The 22,297-nt window shown below is 72.3% G+C and carries 15 protein-coding genes; 9 read left to right on the top strand and 6 right to left on the bottom strand.

The features are described 5' to 3' along the window. The first annotated feature begins 27 nt into the window (after positions 1–27). From ACFO3J_RS29520 to ACFO3J_RS29505, 4 genes are all read left to right on the top strand, one after another. Entirely contained in the window at positions 28–1,473 is a 1,446-nt protein-coding gene (locus ACFO3J_RS29520) for an FGGY family carbohydrate kinase (RefSeq protein WP_386435754.1), read from the top strand. Positions 1,474–1,674: 201 nt separating this feature from the next. Continuing rightward, positions 1,675–3,411 carry an ABC transporter ATP-binding protein gene (locus ACFO3J_RS29515; protein WP_386435751.1) on the top strand — a complete coding sequence of 579 codons (1,737 nt, stop codon included), beginning with the start codon at positions 1,675–1,677 and terminating at the stop codon, positions 3,409–3,411. A gap of 47 nt (positions 3,412–3,458) precedes the next feature. Next, a complete protein-coding gene (locus tag ACFO3J_RS29510; protein WP_386435817.1) occupies positions 3,459–5,375 on the top strand; it encodes an ABC transporter ATP-binding protein in 1,917 nt (638 codons plus the stop codon). 130 nt (positions 5,376–5,505) lie between these two features. After that, complete coding sequence (locus ACFO3J_RS29505; protein ID WP_386435748.1) at positions 5,506–6,453, top strand: DUF3048 domain-containing protein; 948 nt, start codon at positions 5,506–5,508, stop codon at positions 6,451–6,453. 35 nt (positions 6,454–6,488) lie between these two features. Here ACFO3J_RS29505 and ACFO3J_RS29500 read toward each other — a convergent pair whose 3' ends face one another. Then, positions 6,489–7,706 carry an RNA polymerase sigma factor gene (locus tag ACFO3J_RS29500; RefSeq protein ID WP_386435745.1) on the bottom strand — a complete coding sequence of 406 codons (1,218 nt, stop codon included), beginning with the start codon at positions 7,704–7,706 and terminating at the stop codon, positions 6,489–6,491. Positions 7,707–7,945: 239 nt separating this feature from the next. Beyond that, complete coding sequence (dnaG, locus tag ACFO3J_RS29495) at positions 7,946–9,868, bottom strand: DNA primase (protein WP_386435742.1); 1,923 nt, start codon at positions 9,866–9,868, stop codon at positions 7,946–7,948. 175 nt (positions 9,869–10,043) lie between these two features. Between dnaG and ACFO3J_RS29490 the strand changes: the two genes are divergently transcribed. Further along, positions 10,044–11,963: a glycoside hydrolase family 9 protein gene (locus ACFO3J_RS29490; RefSeq protein WP_386435739.1), complete on the top strand. Its 1,920-nt coding sequence runs from the start codon at positions 10,044–10,046 to the stop codon at positions 11,961–11,963. 70 nt (positions 11,964–12,033) lie between these two features. Here the strand turns inward: ACFO3J_RS29490 and ACFO3J_RS29485 are convergent, their stop codons facing one another. The 3 genes from ACFO3J_RS29485 to ACFO3J_RS29475 form a co-directional block, all read right to left on the bottom strand. Next, positions 12,034–12,504, bottom strand: coding sequence for a GNAT family N-acetyltransferase (locus ACFO3J_RS29485; RefSeq protein WP_386435737.1), 471 nt, complete (start codon positions 12,502–12,504; stop codon positions 12,034–12,036). Between the two features lie 35 nt (positions 12,505–12,539). Beyond that, positions 12,540–13,796, bottom strand: a complete 1,257-nt coding sequence (locus ACFO3J_RS29480) for an NAD(P)/FAD-dependent oxidoreductase (RefSeq protein ID WP_386435734.1) — start codon at positions 13,794–13,796, stop codon at positions 12,540–12,542. A gap of 278 nt (positions 13,797–14,074) precedes the next feature. Further along, positions 14,075–15,436, bottom strand: a complete 1,362-nt coding sequence (locus ACFO3J_RS29475; protein WP_386435731.1) for a deoxyguanosinetriphosphate triphosphohydrolase — start codon at positions 15,434–15,436, stop codon at positions 14,075–14,077. Positions 15,437–16,377: 941 nt separating this feature from the next. Between ACFO3J_RS29475 and ACFO3J_RS29470 the strand changes: the two genes are divergently transcribed. The 4 genes from ACFO3J_RS29470 (at position 16,378) to ACFO3J_RS29455 (ending at position 19,225) form a co-directional block, all read left to right on the top strand. After that, positions 16,378–17,097, top strand: a complete 720-nt coding sequence (locus ACFO3J_RS29470) for a SanA/YdcF family protein (protein WP_386435814.1) — start codon at positions 16,378–16,380, stop codon at positions 17,095–17,097. A gap of 84 nt (positions 17,098–17,181) precedes the next feature. After that, the gene (locus tag ACFO3J_RS29465; RefSeq protein ID WP_386435728.1) at positions 17,182–17,829 is read left to right on the top strand and encodes a GntR family transcriptional regulator; all 648 of its coding nucleotides are present in this window, start codon (positions 17,182–17,184) and stop codon (positions 17,827–17,829) included. Between the two features lie 3 nt (positions 17,830–17,832). Continuing rightward, positions 17,833–18,315: an OsmC family protein gene (locus ACFO3J_RS29460; protein ID WP_386435725.1), complete on the top strand. Its 483-nt coding sequence runs from the start codon at positions 17,833–17,835 to the stop codon at positions 18,313–18,315. A gap of 187 nt (positions 18,316–18,502) precedes the next feature. Next, a complete protein-coding gene (locus ACFO3J_RS29455; RefSeq protein WP_386435722.1) occupies positions 18,503–19,225 on the top strand; it encodes a DUF4230 domain-containing protein in 723 nt (240 codons plus the stop codon). Between the two features lie 146 nt (positions 19,226–19,371). Here the strand turns inward: ACFO3J_RS29455 and ppdK are convergent, their stop codons facing one another. After that, positions 19,372–22,080, bottom strand: coding sequence for a pyruvate, phosphate dikinase (ppdK, locus tag ACFO3J_RS29450; protein ID WP_386435719.1), 2,709 nt, complete (start codon positions 22,078–22,080; stop codon positions 19,372–19,374). Between the last annotated feature and the right edge of the window lie 217 nt (positions 22,081–22,297).

Genomic DNA, 22,297 nt, shown 5'->3' with positions numbered 1-22,297 from the left:
CGCCCGAGGTGCGGCATCATCAGCGGCATGGGCAAAGTGGCCGGCATAGACAGTTCCACCGCAGGCACCACGGTCGTCGTCTGCGACAGCGACACCGGGGAGGTGCTCCGCGAAGGGCACGCACCGCATCCGATCGGGGAAGGCGAGAAGCCGACCGAGATCGACCCGCAGGCGTGGCTGCTGTCGCTGGGTGAGGCCGCCAAGAACGGTCTGCTGGAAGGCGTGCAGGCGATCGGGATCTCCGGGCAGCAGCACGGGCTGCTGGCGCTGGACGCCGGCGGGGTGACCGTACGCCCGGCCCTGCTGCGCGGTGACAAGCGGGCGCAGGCACAGGCCGCGGACCTGGCGGACGAGCTGGGCGGGGCCGGCGGCTGGATGGAGGCGGTCGGCTCGGTGCCGCAGGCCTCCTACCCGGTGGCGAAGCTGCGCTGGCTGGCCCAGCACGAGCCGGCCACCGCCAAGCGGACCGCCGAGGTGCTGCTCCCGCACGACTGGCTGGTCTGGCAGCTGCTGGGCCGGCCGGCCCGCCGGACCACCGACCGGGGCGACGCCTCGGGCACCGGCTACTGGTCGGCGGCCACCGGCGAGTACCGCACCGACCTGGTCGAGCGGGCCTTCGGCCACCCGGTCGCGCTGCCCGACGTCCTGGCCCCGGCCGAGCCCGCCGGGCAGACCCCGGAGGGCCTGCTGATCTCGGCCGGCACCGGTGACACCATGGCCGCCGCCCTGGGCCTGGGTCTCGGCCCGGGGGACGCGGTGGTCTCGCTGGGCGCCGGCGGCACCGTGTTCGCGGTGCACCAGGAGGCGCTGAAGGACCCCACCGGTACGGTGATCGCCTTCGCCGACGCCACTGGCCGCCATCTGCCGCTGATGCACGTACGCAACGCCGTACGCACCCTGCGCGCCACCGCCGAGCTGCTCGGCACCGACCTGGCCGGGCTGTCCGAGCTGGCACTGCGCTCCACCCCGGGTGCGTACGGGCTGGTGCTGCTGCCCTATCTGGAGGGCGAGCGGACCCCGGACCTGCCGCACACCGCCGGCACCCTGTCCGGGCTGCGGCGGGACTCGATGAAGCCGGAGCACCTGGCGCGGGCCGCCTTCGAGGGCATGCTGTGCGGGCTGGCCGACGCGGTGGACGTGCTGCGCGACAAGGGCGTGCCGGTGCACCGGGTGTTCCTGCTGGGCGCCGCCGCCGAGCTGCCGGCCGTACAGGCGATCGCCCCGGCGCTGCTGGGCGCGCTGGTGGTCGTACCGCCGGCCGCCGAGTACGCGGCGATCGGCGCCGCCCGGCAGGCGGCGTGGTCGCTGGGGGCGGTGCTGGGCTCGCAGTCGCAGAGCGAGCCGCCGCAGTGGACGCGGGACGGCGCCCGGCTGCTGGACCCGGGCGACGACGCGGCGGTCGGCTCGGCGGTGCGGCAGCAGTTCACCGCCGTGCGCGAGCACACCCACCCGGGAGCCTTCGCCTCGCTCTGACGGCTCGATTATTCCCATGCGTCCGCCGTTCGTCGGAAGATAGGGTTGCCCGCCGGTGTCCTGGACGGGCCGGCCCGCCGCTCCCACCCGTCGGGTCGGCGCGGCGCGTCAACCTTCGGCGCCCCGCGGGCGTCCTGTCCGTCAAAAAGCAAGATGCGACCTCATGAACAGCCGTCCCGAGGTATCCCGAGGTATTGAGTTGTGCTGATCCGACTCCTGCGGTCCCACCTGGGGCCGTACAAGCGCCCCATCGGGCTCCTGGTGCTGCTCCAGCTGGTGCAGACCATAGCCACCCTCTACCTGCCGACCCTCAACGCGGACATCATCGACAACGGCGTCGTCAAGGGTGATACCGGCTACATCGTGAGCCTGGGCGGCGTCATGCTCGGGGTGACCGTCGTGCAGGTGTGCTGCGCGATCGGCGCGGTCTTCTTCGGCGCCAGGACGGCCATGGCGGTCGGCCGGGACATCCGCGCCTCCGTCTTCGACCGGGTGCAGACCTTCTCCGCCCGTGAGGTCGGCCAGTTCGGGGCGCCCTCACTGATCACCCGTACCACCAACGACGTCCAGCAGGTCCAGATGCTGGTGCTGATGACCTTCACGCTGATGGTCTCGGCGCCGATCATGTGCGTCGGCGGCATCGTGCTGGCGCTCGGCCAGGATGTGCCGCTGTCCTCGCTGCTGCTGGTGGTGGTGCCGGTGCTGGGCATCGCGGTGAGCCTGATCATCCGCAAGATGCGCCCGCTGTTCCGCAGCATGCAGACCCGGGTGGACACGGTGAACCGGGTGCTGCGCGAGCAGATCACCGGCATCCGGGTGATCCGGGCCTTCGTCAAGGACGACTACGAGCAGCGCCGCTTCGGCGCGGCCAACGACGAGCTGACCGCCGTGTCGCTGGCCACCGGCCGGCTGATGGCGCTGATGTTCCCGGTCGTGATGGCGATCGTGAACCTCTCCAGCGTGGCGGTGCTGTGGTTCGGCGCGCACCGGATCAACAGCGGCGGGATGCAGATCGGCGCGCTGACCGCGTTCCTCAGCTATCTGATGCAGATCCTGATGTCGGTCATGATGGCCACCTTCATGTTCATGATGGTGCCCCGGGCCGAGGTCAGCGCCGAGCGCATCGAGGAGGTGCTCGGCACCGAATCCAGCGTGGTGCTCCCGGCCAACCCGATCACGGTGCTGCGGCAGCACGGCGAGCTGGAGCTCTTCGACGTCGAGTTCGCGTATCCGGGCGCCGAGGTCGCGGTGCTGCGCGGTATCGACATGGTGGCGCACCCCGGCCAGATCACCGCGGTGATCGGCTCCACCGGCAGCGGCAAGTCCACGCTGCTGGGACTGATCCCCCGGCTGTACGACGCCACCGGCGGGCGGGTGCTGGTGGACGGCGAGGACGTGGCCGAGCTGGACGCGAAGCTGCTGTCCGAGACGGTGGGCCTGGTGCCGCAGAAGCCCTACCTCTTCTCCGGCACGGTCGCCACCAATCTCCGCTACGGCAAGCCGGACGCGACCGACGAGGAGCTCTGGCACGCGCTGGAGGTGGCGCAGGCCAAGGACTTCGTGACGAAGCTGGAGGGCGGTCTGGAGGCACCGGTCGCCCAGGGCGGCACCAATCTGTCCGGCGGCCAGCGGCAGCGGCTCGCCATCGCCCGGGTGCTGGTACGGCGGCCGGAGATCTATCTGTTCGACGACTCCTTCTCCGCGCTGGACTACGCCACCGACGCGGCGCTGCGCCGGGCGCTGGCGGCCGAGACCTCGGACGCCACGGTGGTGATCGTCGCCCAGCGGGTGTCCACCATCCGTGAGGCGGACCGGATCATCGTGCTGGACGAGGGCCAGGTGGTCGGCACCGGCACCCACGGGGAACTGATGGAGAGCAACGAGACCTACCGGGAGATCGTGTTGTCCCAGCTGACGGAGCAGGAGGCCGCGGCGTGAGCGACGACGGCGCGCAGAAACCGGAGGTGCGGCGCCCGCCGCGGCCGATGGGCGGCCCGGCCCGCTTCATGAGCGCGGGGCCGGTCGAGCGGTCGATGGACTTCCAGGGGTCGCTGAAGCGGCTGGTCCGCATGATGCGCCCGGACCGCGGCTGGCTGTGGGTGATGCTGGCGCTGGGCACGACGAGCGTCGCGCTCGCGGTGACCGGGCCGCGCATCCTGGGCCACGCCACCGACCTGATCTTCGCCGGGGTGATCGGCCGGCAGACCAGGGGCGGCACCAAGGCGCAGGCCCTGGAGACGCTGCGGGCGCACGGCCAGGGCAAGGTCGCCGACGTGCTGTCCGGTATCGACTTCACGCCCGGCAAGGGCATGGACTTCCACGCGATCGGCGCGGTGCTGCTGCTGGCGCTGGGGGTGTATCTGGTCGCGGCGGTGCTGAGCGTGCTCCAGATGCGCACCGCCACCAAGGTCATCAACCGGGCGGTGTACCGGCTGCGGGCCGACGTGGAGCAGAAGCTGTCCCGGCTGCCGCTGTCGTACTTCGACCAGCAGCCGCGCGGCGAGGTGCTCAGCCGGGCCACCAACGACATCGACAACGTCGGCCAGACGATGCAGCAGACGATGGGCCAGCTGATCAACTCGCTGCTGACCATCGTCGGCGTGCTGGCGATGATGTTCTGGATCTCCTGGCTGCTGGCGCTGGTCGCCCTGGTGACCGTGCCGGTGACGATGCTGGTGGCCACCCGGGTCGGCAAGCGCGCCCAGCCGGAGTTCGTGCGGCAGTGGAAGACCACCGGGAAGCTCAACGCGCACATCGAGGAGATGTACACCGGCCACGCGCTGGTGAAGGTCTTCGGCCGGGCGAAGGAGTCCGCGGAGATCTTCGAGCGGGAGAACGAGGCGCTGTTCGCGTCCGGTTTCCGGGCGCAGTTCATCTCCGGCACCATCCAGCCGATGATGATGTTCATCGGCAATCTGAACTACGTGCTGGTGGCGGTGATCGGCGGTCTGCGGGTGGCGTCGGGCACGCTGTCCATCGGCGATGTGCAGGCCTTCGTGCAGTACTCGCGGCAGTTCAGCCAGCCGCTCACCCAGGTGGCGAGCATGGCGAACCTGATCCAGTCGGGTGTCGCCTCGGCCGAGCGGGTCTTCGAACTCCTCGACGCCGAGGAGCAGTCGGACGAGCCGCTCACCCCTGCCCGCCCGGCCGAGCTGCACGGCAGGGTCGCGCTGGAGGAGGTGGCCTTCCGCTACGTCGCCGACCGGCCGCTCATCGAGAACCTGTCGCTGAAGGTCGAGCCCGGCCACACGGTGGCCATCGTCGGCCCGACCGGCGCCGGCAAGACCACGCTGGTCAATCTGCTGATGCGGTTCTACGAGGTCTCCGGCGGGCGGATCACCCTGGACGGCACGGACGTCTCGTCGATGTCCCGGGAGGAGCTGCGGTCCTCGATCGGCATGGTGCTCCAGGACACCTGGCTGTTCGGCGGCAGCATCGCGGAGAACATCGGGTACGGCAGCGAGGGCGCCACCCGCGAGCAGATCGAGGCGGCGGCCCGGGCGGCGCACGCGGACCGCTTCATCCGCACCCTGCCCGAGGGCTACGACACGGTGATCGACGACGAGGGCTCCGGGGTCAGCGCGGGCGAGAAGCAGCTGATCACCATCGCCCGGGCGTTCCTGTCCGACCCGGTGATACTCGTGCTGGACGAGGCGACCAGCTCGGTCGACACCCGTACCGAGGTGCTGATCCAGCGGGCGATGGCCAAGCTCAGCCACGGCCGGACCAGCTTCGTCATCGCGCACCGGCTGTCCACCATCCGCGACGCCGACGTCATCCTGGTGATGGAGTCCGGGTCGATCGTGGAGCAGGGCACCCATGACGAGCTGCTCGCGGCGCGGGGGGCGTACGCCCGTCTGTACGCGGCGCAGTTCGCGCAGGCGGTGGCGGAGGTGGACTGACCGGCGGCGCGACACCGGCGCTTCGGTCCTGACCCGCACGCTCCTCGGCGGAGGACATCCCGCCCGGGCGGGTTCACCATGGGGTGAGGGCGAACGACACGCCGACGCGCCCAGGACCCGGGGAGCAGCGATGAGGACACGGCACGCGGTGGGTGCGGGGATCGCGGGGGCGCTCGCCGTGGGTCTGACCGCCGGGTGCGGCGGTGGCGGCGGCCCGGCCGGCACCGCCACACCGAGGCCCACCCCGAGCGCCGCCAGCTCCGGCTCGTCCCGCTCCCTGCTCACCGGCGAGCCGGGGACGGCCGGGCGGGTGATCGCGGTGAAGATCGACAATGTGCAGGCGGCCCGTCCGCAGACCGGCCTCAACGACGCTGACCTCGTCTACGGCATCGAGGTCGAAGGCGGACTGTCCCGGCTGATGGCCATCCTGGACAGCGACCACCTGCCGCCCGTCATCGGGCCGGTCCGCAGCGCCCGCGAAACGGATCTCCAGCTACTGGCCGACTACAACCGGCCGGTACTCGCCTTCTCCGGCGCCCAGAGCGAGTTGCTGCCGGTGCTCAAGAAGAGCACGGGCCTCGTCGCCAGGACCGGGACCAAGGACTTCTTCCGCAACCCGGACCGGCCCGCCCCGCACAACGAGTATCTGCGCCCCAAGGGCCTGGCCGGGTCCGGCGGGGTGGCCAAGGACATCGGGCTGCGCTTCGCCGCGAAGACCCCGGCGGGCGGCACCCCGGCGACCACCACCTCGGCGTCGATGCCCGCCGCCCGCTTCACCTTCCGCTGGAACGGTTCGCGGTACACGATCGCCATGGACGGCACGCGGTCGCCCTGGACAGCCGACAATGTGATCATCCAGCGGGTCACCGTCAAGGAGTCCCGCTTCCACAGCCGTACCGGCTTCGTGCCCTTCTCCGCGACCGTCGGCCAGGGTTCGGCCGTGGTGCTCCGCGACGGCCGCTCCTACGCGGTGCGGTGGAGCCGCCCCAGCGAGACCTCCGGGACGACCTACCGGCTGGGCGGCGCGACGCTGCCGCTGCGTCCGGGCCGGACCTGGATCATCCTGGAGCCCGCCTGAGCCGCCCGGACCCCGCTGAACCCCGCCGACCCGCTTCAGTCGAGGTAGCCGCGCAGCTGGTCGGCGAAGGCGTGGTCGCGCAGTTTGCCCAGCGTCTTGGACTCGATCTGCCGGATGCGTTCCCGGGTGACGCCGAAGATCTGCCCGATCTCCTCCAGCGTGCGCGGACGGCCGTCGGCGAGTCCGTAGCGCAGCTGGACCACCTTGCGTTCGCGCTCGCCGAGGGTGGACAGCACCGCCTCCAGGTGTTCGCGCAGCAGCAGGAAGGCGGCGGACTCCACGGGTGAGGCGGCGTCGCCGTCCTCGATGAGGTCGCCGAGCGCGACGTCGTCCTCCTCCCCGACGGGGGCGTGCAGCGACACCGGCTCCTGGGCCAGCCGCAGCACCTCGCTGACCCGTTCCCCGGTCAGGCCCAGCTGGACGGCGACCTCTTCGGTGCTGGGCTCGTAACCGCGCTCCTGGAGCAGCCGGCGCTGCACCCGCACCACCCGGTTGATCAGCTCGACCACGTGGACCGGGACGCGGATCGTACGGGCCTGGTCGGCCAGCGCGCGGGACATCGCCTGGCGGATCCACCAGGTCGCATAGGTGGAGAACTTGTAGCCGCGGGCGTAGTCGAACTTCTCGACCGCGCGGATCAGGCCGAGATTGCCCTCCTGCACCAGGTCGAGCATCGTCAGGCCACGGCCCACGTAGCGCTTGCCCACCGACACGACCAGCCGGAGATTCGCCTCGATCAGCCGCCGCTTGGCCATCCGGCCGAGCACCACCAGGCGGTCGAGGTCGACCGCGAGCTGGGAGTCCAGGTCCGGGAAGGCGGCGAGCTTCTCCTCGGCGAACAGCCCGGCCTCGACCCGGCAGGCCAGCTCGACCTCCTCCTCGGCGCTGAGCAGCGGGATCCGCCCGATCTCCCGCAGATACTGGCGGAACAGGTCGGCGGAGGGGCCGGCCGTATCGGCGCGCAGCGGTCTGACGCGGGGGGCGGGGACGAGGATGCCGGGCACGACGGGCTCGTCGTCCACGGGCGGCGGCTGAGGCGAGGGCTCCATGGCGACCACCTCGGTTACGGCGGGCAACGGCGGGAATTCAACCTGGAGCTGGATCTGGCTACGGGTCTGCACGGATGCGACCTCCGCGGTGAGCGCGTCGTTGGGCTCGGAGACGGGCTGGGGCCGGGCCGTTCTCGTGCTTCCGGCGTTCTTTCCGGTGCGGCCGGGCCCCCGGACGCCGTCACCCAGTGTGGCGCACGACACACCTCCGCTACGAGGGTCGTGCGTACCCTTTTTCACGCCACGTCACCACGCGCGTCCGTGCGGTGACGCCGCCGGCCGATGTACGCGCCCGGCATGGGGGCGCACGGTGGCGGCGGACGGGGCAGTGGGGGCCCACCGGGTCACACGCGCCCGCGCGGAAGCGAACAGGGCGCGAACACCACCGCGGACACGACCGCGAACGCGCCGCGTCACCGCCCTGCCGGGTGGGCCCTACCGCCTCACAGGCCGGCCGCGCCCTGGAGCCGCAGCCGCTGACCGTACTGCTGGAGGGCCCACAGCTCGTCGCGTACGGCGATCGCCTCGGGGGCGTCCGCGCGTACGTCCTGGGCCGCCAACCGGGCCAGGGCGGCCTGCATTTCGGCGGCGCGGCGCTCCACCGCGTTCATCCGGACCCGGACCAGCACCTCGCCGGCGTAGATCTCCGGCACCTTGTGCATCACCGGCTCCACCGCCAGCTCCGTCACCATCATCCGCACGGTGTCGTCCGGGGCGGTGTCCCTGACCCGGACCAGATAGTCGTCACCGGCCTGCTCCACCCCGCCGGCCTCGGCGATCACCCGGCGCACCGCGGCATAGGGCGCCCCGGTGAACTCGTCCTCGCCGTAGGCGTCGAAGGCCGGGGAGACCAGCTGCGGATACTGCAGCGCCAGCTTCAGCAGTTCGCGCTCCACCCGGTGGGCGGGGCTGCGCAGATCGAGCCGGGGGCCGCGCGGGCCGGCCGGGGCGGCGGCGCGGGCGTCGGGCGGCGGGCCGTAGCCGGGGCGGACCGGGCGGCCCTGGTCGGGGGCCTGGCCGGCCGCGCGGGCCCGGGACATCGCCCGCACCCGGCGGATGATCGACTGCTCCTCGGCCTGGGTGCCGATGCCCGCCATACCGATCAGCCGGATCGCGTAACGGTCCCGCAGGGACTGGTTCTTGATCGCGGCCACCACCGGGACCGCCGCGTCCACCGCCGCCACCCGGCCCTCGTCGGTGTCCAGGTTGTAGCGCGCGACGATCGAGCGCAGCGCGAAGGCGAACAGCGGGGTCCGCCCGTCGATCAGCCGCTGCACCGCCGCGTCGCCGTCCGCCAGCCGCAGCTCGCAGGGGTCCATGCCGCCCGGGGTGATGGCGATCGACGTCTCGGCGGCGAACTTCTGGTCGTCCTCGAAAGCGCGCAGCGCCGCTTTCTGGCCCGCCTCGTCACCGTCGAAGGTGAAGACCACCTCGGCCAGCGCGTTGTCCATCAGCAGCCGCCGCAGGATCTTGATGTGGTCGCCGCCGAACGCCGTGCCGCAGGTGGCGATCGCGGTCGTCACGCCGGCCAGATGGCAGGCCATCACATCGGTGTAGCCCTCCACGACCACCGCCCGGCCGGTCCTGGCGATCTCCTTCTTCGCCAGGTCGATCCCGTACAGCACCTGGGACTTGCGGTAGAGCGGTGTGTCCGGGGTGTTCAGATACTTCGGGCCCTGGTCGTCGTCGCGCAGCTTGCGCGCGCCGAAGCCGATCACCTCGCCGGTGATGTCGCGGATCGGCCAGATCAGCCGCCCCCGGAAGCGGTCGATCGCCCCGCCGCGGCGGCTCTCCGAGGCCAGCCCGGACACGATCAGCTCCTTGTCCGAAAAGCCCTTCCCGCGCAGCAGCCGGACCAGGTGGTCCCAGCCGGCCGGCGCGTATCCCACCCCGAAGTGCTCGGCCGCCGCCTGGTCGAAGCCGCGCTCGGCCAGGAACCTCCGCCCGATCTCCGCCTCGGGCGAGCCCAGTTGCTCCACGTAGAACAGCGCCGCCGCCCGGTGCGCCTCGACCAGCCGGATCCGCTCGCCCTGCTGCTGGCGCCCGGGGCCGTGGCCGCCCTCCTCGTAGCGCAGCGTGATCCCGGCCTGTCCGGCCAGCCGCTCCACCGCTTCGGCGAAGGTCAGATGATCGACCTTCATCACGAAGGCGAGGGTGTCGCCGCCTTCGCCGCAGCCGAAGCAGTGGTACAGGCCCTTGGAGGGACTGACCTGGAAGGAGGGGGACTTCTCGTCGTGGAAGGGGCACAGCCCCTTGAGATTGCCGCCGCCGGCCGGTTTGAGCTGGAGGTACTCGGAGACGATCCCGTCGATGGGGACGGCGTCGCGTACCGCCTTCACGTCGTCGTCTCTGATCCGGCCGGCCACGTGCGAAGTCTACGGCCCTGGTGGGACAGCCCGGCTCGGGCCGGAGCCGGCGTGGGCCGGGTTCGGTCCCGGCCAGGTCGGGACGGACGGACGCATTGACGGTGGGGCGGGCTGGGGGCTAGCTTCGCGATTCGTTAGGAACCTTTCCTAATTTTGGGGCGAGGAGACGCAGCGCATGCCGTTCCGTCGTGGGCACAGGACCAGAGCCGCCGTGACCGGGCTGACCGCCGCCGCTCTGCTGGCGGCGCTGTCGCTGACCGGCGGGGCGGAAGCCGCGCAGGCCGCCACCGGTGGGCTGGTGCGGGTCAATCAGGTCGGATACGCGGCCGGCGGGGCCAAGGAGGCGTTCCTGCTGGCGAAGTCGGCCGTCTCCGGGGCGAAGTGGCGGCTGGTGGACAGCAAGGGCAGGGCCGTCGCGTCCGGGCGGACGAAGGCGAGCCTGGGGCCGTGGAACGACGCCTACCCGGCGGTCTATCTGATCGACTTCAGCTCGGTGCGGGCCGGCGGCCGCTATCACCTGGTGGTCGACGGCGCCGCCGACAGTGCCTCGCCCGCCTTCACCATCGGCGCCGCCTCCGCCGTCTTCAAGGCGCCGGCCGCCGACGCCACCGCCTTCTTCCAGGCGCAGCGCGACGGCGCCGACACCATCCCGGGACAGCTGAAGCGCGGACCCTCGCACCTGAACGACGCCGAGGCCTCGGTCTACGCCTGGCCGGCCTTCACCGACCCCGACAGCGACACCGTCAAGGCCGCGCCCAAGAAGATCGGCGGCCCGGTGGATGTCTCCGGCGGCTGGTTCGACGCGGGCGACTATCTGAAGTTCACCGAGACCACCTCCTACGCCGTGGCGGCCCTCCAGATCGCCGCGCTGCGGACCGGCGCGGGCCCGAAATCCGCGCTGGGCGCCGAGGCGCAGCACGGTCTGGACTGGCTGGACAAGATGTGGGACGGCAGGACCAGGACGCTCTACATCCAGGTGGGTCTGGGCTCGGGCACGTCCAGCGGCAGCGTGGTCGGCGACCACGACGTATGGCGGCTGCCGGAGCAGGACGACAGCGACCCGGCGGACCCCTTCCTGAAGAACCGCCCGGTCTTCCGGGCCGCCGCCCCCGGCTCCCTGATCAGCCCCAACCAGGCCGGCCGCCTCGCCGCCGACTTCGCGCTCGCCGCCCAGCGCTATGCCGCCACCGGCCGCCCCGCCGACCGCACCAGGGCCCGCGGCTATCTGGCGACGGCCGCGCAGATCTACGGCCTGGCCGACACCCACCCCGGCCAGTTGGTGACCACCGTCCCGTACGGCTACTACCCGGAGACCAGCTGGCAGGACGACCTCGCCCTCGGCGGCGCCGAACTCGCGCTGGCCGCCCAGCAGTTGCACGACCCCCGCGGCTCGGCCTGGCTGCGGCAGGCCGCCGTCTGGGCGAAGGGCCACCAGAGCGAGGCGGACGCGGACACCCTCAACATGTACGACACCAGCGCGCTCGCCGACCTCGATCTGGCCCGCGCGGAGCAGGCGGCCGGCCGGCCGAAGGGCCTGGCCGCGACGTACGGCCAGTTGGTCGGCTATGTGAAGGGCCAGCTCAGCACCGGGCAGGCGCGGGCGGCGGCCGACCCCTTCCACGCGGGCGGGGTCTACGACGACTTCGACGCGGACTCGCACACCCTCGGGCTCGCGGCGACCGTGCGGCTGTACCGGTCGGTGACCGGCGACACCTCCTACGACCGGTTCGCTTCGCAGCAACTCGGCTGGCTGCTCGGCGCGAACGCCTGGGGCACGTCCTTCATGGTCGGCGAGGGCTCGACCTTCCCGGAGTGCACCGCGGGTGAACTCGGCAATCTGGCGGGCAGCCTGAACGGCGCCCGGCCGCTGGAGGTGGGCGCGATCGTCAACGGCCCCAACGGCTCGGAGCAGTTCGAGGACGGCCTCGGCGACTACCTGGACGGTATGCGCCCGTGCCCGGCCGCCGGTGACCCGTTCAGCGCCTTCACCGGGCACGGCAGTACGTACACCGACGACGTACGGTCCTGGCAGAGCTCGGAGCCCGCGCTGGACATGGACGCGTCGGGACTGCTGGCGTTCTCGCTGTCGCGGTAGCGGGCGGGGCCACCGGTGGGGGGAGCGGGCCCGTGCTTCGGGGGGCGGGCCCGCTCCTGATCGACAGGCCTTAGCGGTCGAGGTCCTTGGTGACGAAGATGTAGTGCGGCCCGCTCGGCTGGATGGTGAACTCCTCACCGATCGCGGTGAAGCCCAGGTGCTCGTAGAAGCCGGTCGCGGACGTGCGGCCGTTGCACCAGCCGAGTTCGGCGCCCCGGGCGGCCGCCTCGCGCAGGCCGGCGTTCAGCGCGGCGGCGCCGTAGCCCTGGCCGCGGACCTCGGGCGCGCTGCCCATGCCGCGGAAGCGGTAGGCGGGGGCGGTCTCGCCCGGCAGCGGGTCGGGGAAGAAGGTCACACAGCCCTTGACGAGCGGACCGTCGCCGGAGCCGTCGGCGGCACCCGAGTCGTCGTACACCGCTATGTGGAAGACGTCGGGGTGCGAGTCCTCCGGATAGACGGCGGTCTCGCGCGGCATCCCGGTCCGGAGCACCGCCCAGCGCAGGGCGAAGATCTCCTCGACGGGTACGACAGCGGTACGCATGACGGGTGTCCTTCCTGGTCAGTCCAGGCGAAAGGCTACCCGAGCGTGCTGAGCGGGACCGCGGGGTCGGCCAGTGCGTCGGGGTCCACCGGGCGGCCGGACCGGATCAGGTGCTGGATGGCCTCGGTGACGTCCCACACATTGACGTTCATCCCGGCCAGCACCCGGCCCTCGCGCAGCCAGAAGGCGATGAACTGCCGCTTGCCGACATCGCCGCGGCACACCACCTGGTCGTAGCTGCCGGGGGCGGCGTGCCCGGAGAACTCCAGGCCCAGGTCGTACTGGTCGGAGAAGAAGTACGGGATCCGGTCGTACGACACCTCCCGGCCGAGCATGGCGCGGGCGGCGGCCGGGCCGCCGTTCAGCGCGTTCGCCCAGTGCTCGACCCGGAGCCGCTGCCCGAGCAGCGGGTGATCGGCGGCGGCCACGTCACCGGCCGCGAAGATGTCGGGGTCGGAGGTGCGCAGCGAGGCGTCCACCGCGATGCCGCCCAGCGGCGGGTCGGCCATGGTGAGGCCGGAGGACTCGGCGAGCGCGGTGCGCGGGGCGGCGCCGATCGCGGCGAGCACGTCGTGGGCCGGGTGCTCCTCGCCGTCGTCGGTGATCGCGGCCAGCACCATGCCGTCCTGGCCGGTGATCTCGGTGAGCCGGCGGCCGAACTGGAAGCGGACGCCGTGCTCGGCGTGCAGATCGGTGAAGACGGCGCCGAGTTCGGGACCGAGCACGGAGTGCAGCGGGGTCGGCGCGGGTTCGATGATGGTCACCTCGGCGCCGTAACCGCGGGCCGCGGCGGCCACCTCCAGGCCGATCCAGCCGGCGCCGGCGATCACCAGGTGGCCGTTCTCCCGGCCGAGGCTGGCCAGGACGTTCTTCAGCCGGTCGGCGTGCGCCAGGCGGCGCAGGTGGTGCACGCCGGCCAGGTCGGTGCCGGGGATGTCGAGGCGGCGCGGCTCGGAACCGGTGGTGAGCAGCAGCTTGTCGTAGTGCAGATTGGTGCCGTCGCCGAGCGTCACCGTGCGGTCGGCGCGGTGCAGCCCCACCACCGGCTGGCCCAGGTGCAGCTCGATGTCGTGCTCGGCGTACCAGGGGGCCTGCTGCACGAAGGCGGAGTCGCGGTCCGCGCCGCCGGTCAGATACCCCTTGGACAGGGGTGGGCGTTCATAGGGGTGGTCGCGCTCGTCGCCGATCAGTATCACCCGGCCGGTGAATCCCTCGGAACGGAGCGTCTCCGCGGCCTTCGCCCCGGCTAGCCCCGCTCCGACGATCACGAAGGTCTGGTGTGCGTCCACCACTGTGCGCCTCCCCTGCCCGTCATGTGCCCGGTCGTTCCTCATACGCGAGCGTCCCGCACGTCAGGGCCGTCCGGAAGAGTGCCGCGCCGGTCCGTTCCCGCGCCGTTCATATGCCGCCCGCGCGCCCGCCACTTCGGCGGGCCCGTCCGGCGGCCGGCCCGGACCCCGGCAATGATCATCGCACTCCCGGCTGTGCGCCGCCTACCGGAACGACAGGGCCGGGGGGACGGGGCATCCCGGGGCGTCCGGAACCGCCGGTTTCGCCGGGTCCGCGCTGATCAGCCGCTGGTCGCGGGGCGGGTCAGGCGGGCGTGCAGGGCGGTGGCGGCCGCGTCCGTCAGCGAGGCGATCTGGTCTACGACGGCGCGGCGGCGGCCGCGGTCGTCGGGCGCGGCCTCGAACAGCGCGCGGAACTGCGGGTCGAGTCCCTCCGGTCCGCGCGCCAGCAGAGTGTGGGCCAGCTCACCGATGACGACACGCTGCTCGGCGCGGCGCCGGGCCTGGGCGGGGCGCTGCATCACGTACCGGTCGGCCACCGCCTTGAGCACCGCGCACTCGAGCCGCTGCTCGCGCGGTACGACCAGCTCGGCGCCGTAGCGGGTGAGCCGGGCGGTGCCGTGGCGCTCGCGGGTGGCGCCCTCGGCGGCCAGGCAGAAGCGGCCGATGAGTTGTGAGGCCGCGTCCTTGAGCCGCGCCTGGTCGAGCGCGCTGCCGTCGTAGCGCCGCGGCCACCACGGCTGGGCCAGCAGCCGGTCGAGCGCCTCGGCCAGCTCGGCCGGATCGGTGCCGGCCGGGGCGTAGCGGTCGGCGGCGCAGCCGAAAACCTCGGCGCGCTCGGGCGGGGACAGCAGGGCCCGCGCTTCGATGTGGCCCGCTTGCAGGCCGTCCTCCACGTCGTGCGCCGAGTAGGCGACGTCGTCGGCCCAGTCCATGACCTGTGCCTCGAAGCAGCGCCGCCCGTCGGGCGCGCCCTGCCGCAGCCAGGCGAAGACCGGCAGGTCGTCCTCGTAGACCCCGAACTTGGGGCTGCCGGGCGTGGTGGGGTGACCGCCGCGCGGCCAGGGGTACTTGGTGGCCGCGTCCAGGGCGGCCCGGGTCAGATTCAGCCCGACGCTGACCAGGCCCGCCTCGCCCGCTCCCCCGTCGGGCGAGGCCACGAACTTCTTGGGCTCGATCCGGGTCAGCAGCCGCAGGCTCTGCGCGTTGCCCTCGAACCCGCCGCAGTCGGCGGCGAATTCGGCCAGCACCAGCTCGCCGTTGTGGCCGAAGGGCGGGTGGCCGAGGTCGTGCGCCAGGCACGCGGTCTCCACCAGGTCCGGATCGCAGCCGAGCGCCGCGCCGAGCTCGCGGCCGACCTGGGCGCACTCCAGCGAGTGCGTCAGCCGGGTGCGCGGGCTGGTGTCGGTGGCCGCCGCGCCGCTCCCTCCCGGGTCGACGACCTGCGTCTTCCCGGCGAGCCTGCGCAGCGCCGCCGAGTGCAGCACCCGGGCCCGGTCGCGCTGGAAGGCGGTACGGCCGGGCCGCTTGTCCGGTTCGGGGACGTAGCGCTCCAGATCCGCCGCGCCGTACGGGCCGTAGCGCTCGTACGGGCCGGGGTGCGCGGTGGCCGGAGCGCCGGGGGGACGGTCGTTCACTTCCATGGCTTGACGGTAACCGGCGGCGGGGGGGCGGGTGGCGACGCGTGGGGGCGGGGCGGCCTTGTAGCGGGAGAACGCGCAGGTGAGCGGGGGTCTGGCGGCTGGCGGCGGGGCGTTGTCAGTGGTGTCTTCTAGTGTGATCCACATCGCAAACAGAACGCACGAGCGAATGCGTGCGTGCGTTCGGGCTGCGGTGGCGTCGGCGGAGGGCCGGCGCGGGGTCGGGAGGGGCGGGTCATGGGCTGGATCGAGCCGACTGACGGAACGGACGGATGGCACGGGTCGAACGGATCGGACGGATACGCCTGGGTGCGAAGGGAGACGCGGGTGGCCGGGCGGGCGCCGGCGGAGCGGCCGGGCGGGCGGCGGGGCGGCTCGGGAGTGCGGCGGCCGACCGGGGCGGGCGGAAAGGCGCCGTCGGCGACGCAGCGGTGCGAGGGGGCGCCGAGCGGCTTCTCCGACAACTGGATGCCGAAGGTCCGCCCTTGGGCGCCGGCCGCCGTGTTCGGGGCCGCCTTCCGGGGAGGCCGGACGCCGACCGGGGCGGGCGGTCGGCGTCCAAGGCGGCCGTACGCGGCGGGCGGGCGCCGCATACCGGCCCGGGCGGGTGCGGGCGGACGGGGTTCGGAGGGCTCCTTCCGGCGCTGCCGCTGACCGCGGGCGTCACTTGGGCCGGGTGACCCACGCCGAGCGGGGGGAACGGACGGGGGCGTCCGGGCGGATCGGGCCCCTCGACCTGCTGCCGGGGCCGGCAAGGGCGCGCGCCGCGGAGGGGGCGGCGCGCGCCCGCACGGCCCCGGCGGCAGGTCAAGGGGGCGCTTGATGCCAGGGCGTTGGGGAGGTCCGGCGCCGGGCCCGACCGGCGCCGCTGGAACCGCCGGGCGGCGATTCCGCGTCGAGCAAGGCGAACCATGATCGGGGACATGATCAGGGAGGGGAACGCCATGCGCTTGCTCGACCGGGCCGCCCGGGTGCGCCGCCATGTCGGACGGCTCCGGCTGCCCAGGACCCGGCGTGGCCGGCGGCGCCTGGTGCAAGCGGCCGTCGCCGTCTGCGTGGTCGCGCTGCTGCCGGCGACCTGGCTGCGGCTCAGCGTGGACGACCGGGTGCGGTCGGAGGCGGACGTACCGGGTGAGCCGGTGGCGGTGGTGTTCGGGGCCGGGCTGTGGAACGGGCAGCCCTCGCCGTATCTGGCGCACCGGCTGGACGCCGCGGCCCGGCTCTACGCCGCGGGCAAGGTCCGGGTGGTGCTGGTGACCGGTGACAACAGCCGGGTGTCGTACGACGAGCCGGGCGCCATGCGCACCTATCTGGCCGCCCACGGGGTGCCGCGGGCCAAGGTGGTGCTGGACTACGCCGGGTTCGACACCTGGGACTCGTGCGACCGGGCGAAGCGGGTGTTCGGCGTGGACCGGGCGGTGCTGGTCAGCCAGGACTTCCACATCCGGCGGGCGCTGGCGCTGTGCGCCGCCGCGGGCATCGACGCGTACGGCGTCGGTGTGGACGAGCCGCACGACGCGACCTGGCTGGCGGGCGGCGCACGGGAGTTGCTGGCGGCGGACAAGGCCGCGCTGGACGCGCTGGTCAAGCCGAACCCGCACTTCCTCGGCCCGCACGAGGACGGTGTGGCCCGCGCGCTCGGCCGGCCGCCGACGGTCCACTGACCGGCCGCTGACCGGTCGCGACCGCACGGCTCCGGCCTTTGTATGCAGTGCATCCACTGCATACAAAGATGCTAATCTACCCGGATGCAGCAGACCGACTCGGCCCGTACGCGCCTGCGGGACCTGATACTCGACGGCGCCTACGCCCCGGGTGAGCGCCTCACCGAGACCGAGGTGGCGGAGTCGCTGACGATGAGCCGCACCCCGGTACGCGAGGCGTTCCGCTCGCTGGCCGCCGACGGTCTGGTGCGGTCGTCCGGGCGCGGGGTGCAGGTGGTGGCCCTGGACGGCGCCGCGCTGCGGCATGCCTACGAGGTGCGGGGCGCGCTGGAGGCGCTCACCGCCGAACTCGCCGCCCGGCGCCAGGCCGAGGGCCGGATCGCGCCCGCCGAACTGGCCGCGCTGGCCGAGGAGGCGGACCGTACGGAGGCGGCCACCCTGGCCGGTCGCTTCGCCGAGGCGGTCGGCCACAACCGGCGGTTCCACCGGCGGATCGCCGAACTGGCCGCCAATCCGGTGGCGCTGGCGACGCTGGACCGGCTCTGGGACCAGATCGTGGTGTCCACCCGGGCCTCGCTCGACCCGCCGCACCGGCCCGCGCGGGTGAACGCCCAGCACCGGGAGTTGCTGACCGCGATCACCGAAGGGCGCCCGGCCCGGGCCGCGTCGGCGGCCCGGCTGCATGTGGCGGACACCTGCGGCGACCTTCCCCCCGCTCCGGAAAGGATCTGAGCCATGCCGTCAGCCCGGCAGCACGCCTACGAGACCGAGGTCGTCTGGACCGGCAACCTCGGTACGGGCACGAGTTCCTACCGCTCCTACGGCCGCGACCACACGGCGTCGGCGGCCGGGCTGCCGACGATCCTCGGGTCGGCCGACCGCACCTTCCACGGCGACCCCCGGCGGTGGAATCCCGAGCTGCTGCTGCTGGCGGCGCTCTCGCAGTGCCACCTGCTCTCGTATCTGCATGTGTGCGCGGTCAACGGCGTCGTGGTGACCGGCTACACCGACCGGGCGGCCGGCACGATGCGGGAGACCGGCGACGGCGGCGGCCGCTTCACCGAGGTCGTACTGCGGCCCCGGGTGGAGGTGGCGTCGGCGGAGATGGCCGAAAAGGCGCGCTCCCTGCACGGCGAGGCGAACCGGCTGTGCTTCATCGCCGGCTCGGTCAACTTCCCGGTCCGGCACGAGCCGACGGTGACCGTCGCCGGCTCCTGAGGACGATCTCCGTGCCACTCCCATGACGCCGCACCGACCCTTGGGCGGCGACTCGGCTACGGGCGGGTCACATCTGTCACCCGCAGGTCACGGGCACCCAACTGATCTGCTACATCATGTCTCCTGGGGCGGGTTATGGCCATGACATCGCCCTCGATGGGTAGTTGAGCTGGCAAGGAGGTGTGTCATGGAGACGCAGCAGATCGCGGTGACCCGTACACCGTGGTGGGCGAAGATCGTCATCGGAGTGGTGGTCGTAGGAGTGCTGTTCTTTCTGCTCGGCAGGGCCAATCTGCTGCCGGGCATCCCCAATCCGTTCGCCGAGAAGACCACGGACCGCAGTGGGCCGGTGCTGCTGAAGTCCATCCAGGACATGAACCGCTTCGAGGGCGCCAGCGGCAACTTCGAGGTGGTGGTGGACGTGGACAAGGACGCCAAGTTCCTGCCGGACGTGGTGCGCGGCAAGCGCACCCTGTACGTCGGGGCGGGCAGCGTCAACGCGTATGTCGACCTCGGTTCGATCGGTGACAACGCGGTGACCGTCTCGGACGACCGCAAGACCGCGGCGATACGGCTGCCGCACGCGGCCCTGGAGCGGACTTCGCTCGACCCCAGTCATTCCTATGTCGTCTCGCAGCAGCGCGGCCTCTTCGACCGGATCGGTGACTTCTTCGGCAGCAACCCCGGCAATATGCAGCAGATGAACATCCTGGCCGCCCAGAAGATCCAGACCGCGGCCCAGCAGACCGAGCTGACCACCCGGGCGGAGACCAACACCCGGTCCATGCTCCAGCAGATGCTGACCTCGCTGGGCTTCACCAAGGTCACCGTCACCTTCGGCTCCCCGTCGACGGCCACCCCGACCCCGTCGGCCACCGCCACCCCCTCCTCCTCCCCCACGGCGTCGTAACGCCAGCAGGAAAGAACCGGGGGCGGCGCCTCCGCACGAAGCGCCGCCCCCGGCGGGTGGGACGGGTCCGGGGGCCGGGCGGTGAGGGTTGGGCCCCCAGGGCAGGGGCCGCCGCCGGCCGGGCCGGACCCGGCCCGGTCAGGGGGTCATCGGGCCGCCGCCGCCCGGCCCGCTTCGAGGCGGGCGACCGGGATCCGGAACGGCGAGCAGGACACGTAGTCCAGGCCCGCCGCGTGGAAGAAGTGCACGGATTCGGGGTCGCCGCCGTGCTCACCGCAGACACCGACCTTGAGGCCGGGCCGGGTGGCCCGGCCGGCCTCGGTGGCGGAGCGGACCAGCGCGCCGACGCCGTCGCGGTCGATGGTCTCGAACGGGGAGACGCCGAAGATGCCCTTCTCCAGATAGGCGGTGAAGAAGGAGGCCTCCACGTCGTCACGGGAGAAGCCCCACACCGTCTGGGTCAGGTCGTTCGTGCCGAAGGAGAAGAACTCCGCGCACTCGGCGATCTGACCGGCGGTCAGGGCGGCCCGGGGCAGCTCGATCATGGTGCCGATGGCCAGCTTCAGGGACGTACCCGTGGCCTCCTCGACCTCGGCGATCACCCGGTCCGCCTCCTCGCGGACGATCTCCAGCTCCTGGACGGTGCCGACCAGCGGGATCATGATCTCGGGCCGCGGGTCGCCCTTCACCGAACGGCGGTGGGCCGCGGCCTCGGCGATCGCCCGTACCTGCATGGCGAACAGCCCCGGGATGACCAGCCCGAGCCGCACGCCGCGCAGCCCCAGCATCGGGTTGGACTCGTGCAGCTTGTGCACCGCCTGGAGCAGCCGCAGATCGTTCTCGTTGGCGTCCTTGCGGGCTTCGGCCAGCGCCACCCGGACCGACAGCTCGGTGATGTCCGGCAGGAATTCGTGCAGCGGCGGGTCCAGCAGCCGTACGGTGACCGGCAGTCCGTCCATCGCTTCGAACAGCTCGATGAAGTCGGCCTTCTGCAGCGGCAGCAGCGCCCCGAGGGCCCCGTCCCGCTCGGCGTCGGTGTCCGCGAGGATCAGCCGCTCGACCAGCTCCCGCCGCTCGCCGAGGAACATGTGCTCGGTCCGGCACAGTCCGATGCCCTGGGCCCCGAACCGCCGGGCCCGCGAGGCGTCCTGGGCGTTGTCGGCGTTGGCCCGCACCCGCAGCCGGCGCACCCGGTCGGCGTACGCCATGACCCGGTGCACCGCCCGGACCAGCTCGTCGGCCTCCTCGGCGCCGGCGTGCAGCCGGCCCTCGAAGTACTCGACCACCGGGGACGGTACGACCGGCACCTCGCCGAGGTAGACCTTGCCGGTGGAGCCGTCGATCGAGATCAGGTCGCCCTCCTCTATCACCACGCCCCCGGGCGCGGTCAGACAGCGCCGCTTGGTGTCGACCTCCAGTTCCTCCGCCCCGCACACGCAGGTCTTGCCCATACCGCGGGCCACGACCGCCGCGTGCGAGGTCTTGCCGCCGCGGGAGGTCAGGATGCCCTGGGCGGCGATCATGCCGTCGAGGTCGTCGGGGTTGGTCTCGCGGCGGATCAGGATGACCTTTTCGCCGGAGCGCGACCACTTGACCGCGGTGTACGAGTCGAAGACCGCCTTGCCCACCGCCGCGCCCGGTGACGCCGCGATGCCCCAGCCGATCCGCCGCACCTGCGGGCTGTCCGCGACCGAGCTCTCGAACTGCGGGAACATCAGCTGGGCGAGCTGGGCGCCGTTGACCCGCCGGAGGGCTTCGGCCTCGTCGATCAGCCCCTGGTCGACGAGCTGGGTGGCGATCCGGAAGGCCGCCGCCGCGGTCCTCTTGCCGACCCGGGTCTGGAGCATCCACAGGTGCCCGCGCTCGATGGTGAACTCGATGTCGCACAGGTCCTTGTAGTGCGTCTCCAGCGTCTCCATGATCGTCATCAGCCGGTCGTACGACGTCTTGTCGATCGTCTCCAGCTCGGCCAGCGGGACGGTGTTGCGGATGCCGGCCACCACGTCCTCGCCCTGGGCGTTCTGCAAGTAGTCGCCGTAGACGCCCTGGTGGCCGCTGGCCGGGTCGCGGGTGAAGGCGACACCGGTGCCGGAGTCGGGGCCGAGGTTGCCGAAAACCATCGAGCAGACGCTGACGGCGGTGCCGAGGTCGCCGGGGATACGCTCCTGGCGGCGGTAGAGCTTGGCGCGGTCGGTGTTCCAGGACTCGAAGACCGCCCGGACGGCGAGATCCATCTGCTCGCGCGGCTCCTGCGGGAACTCCCGCCCGGCCTCCTTGATCACGATCGATTTGAAGTCATCGACGAGTCGCCGCAGGTCGGCGGCTTCCAGACCGAGGTCACTGTCGGCGCCCTTGGCCCGCTTGGCCTCGTCCAGCGCCTGCTCGAACAGCTCGCCGTCCACGCCCAGTACGGTCTTGCCGAACATCTGCAGCAGGCGGCGGTAGGAGTCCCAGGCGAACCGCTCGTCGCCGAGCTGGGCGGCCAGGCCGGCCACCGAGGCGTCGGACAGACCGATGTTGAGGACGGTGTCCATCATGCCGGGCATGGAGAACTTGGCGCCCGAACGGACCGACACCAGCAGCGGGTTGTCGGGCTGGCCGAGCTTCTTGCCCATCCGCTCCTCCAGCGCGTCGAGGTGCGCACTCACCTCGTCGCGCAGCCCGGCGGGCTCGGTGCCGGACTCCAGATAGACCCGGCAGGCCTCGGTGGTGATGGTGAAGCCCGGCGGGACGGGCAGCCCGAGGTTGGTCATCTCGGCGAGGTTCGCACCTTTCCCGCCGAGCAGGTCCTTGAGGTCTTTGTTGCCCTCAGTGAAGTCGTAGACGAACTTCGGTTGTTTCTCTGCTGCCGACACGTAGTCCTCGACTCCTCGCGATCGTCACGGCCGGGTTGCGGCCGGCATGCCCTGACGGCGGGGAGCGTACCCATCTCGAAGGCGCTGAAGTGCGTCCATCACCCCGACACACGGGTGTTACCGCCCGTCTGCCGACAGATCGAATGCGCATGCCCAGCCACCGCTGGTTCGCCTTTCGTTCATGACTCGAACGGACGACCCCGGAGAGCGAAGCGCG

This window comes from Streptomyces polygonati (genome assembly GCF_042650325.1).
Classification (GTDB): domain Bacteria; phylum Actinomycetota; class Actinomycetes; order Streptomycetales; family Streptomycetaceae; genus Actinacidiphila; species Actinacidiphila polygonati.
This window is presented reverse-complemented; position numbering and strand designations above follow the sequence as displayed.